The sequence below is a fragment of the Paraburkholderia sp. UYCP14C genome (assembly GCF_004197395.1).
Classification (GTDB): Bacteria; Pseudomonadota; Gammaproteobacteria; order Burkholderiales; family Burkholderiaceae; genus Paraburkholderia.
In genome coordinates, this window is the sequence record NZ_SELS01000396.1 from 1 (window position 1) to 260 (window position 260).

The window sequence follows — 260 nt, forward strand, 5'->3', positions numbered from 1 at the left end:
GCCTCCGAGGCCACGCGACCGGCCAGGCGCAGGGCCCCGTTACGCGCGTCGTCCTCGTCCGGCCACTTCGCGAGCGCATTGAGCGCGCTGGCCACCGCCTGCGCGTTCATCGACTCGCGCAGCCTGGCCTCCGAGGCCACGCGACCGGCCAGGCGCAGGGCCCCGTTACGTGCGTCGACCTCATCCGGCCACTTCGCGAGCGCACCGAGGGCCATGGCCACATGTTGGGCTTCCATCGACTCGCGCAGCCCTGCACCCGA

At 73.1% G+C, this 260-nt stretch carries 1 pseudogene; it reads right to left on the minus strand.

Annotation, left to right across the window (positions count from 1 at the left end):
• Positions 1-236: pseudogene (locus EVC45_RS45330) on the minus strand (hypothetical protein); the annotation flags it as partial.
• Positions 237-260: the final 24 nt, after the last annotated feature.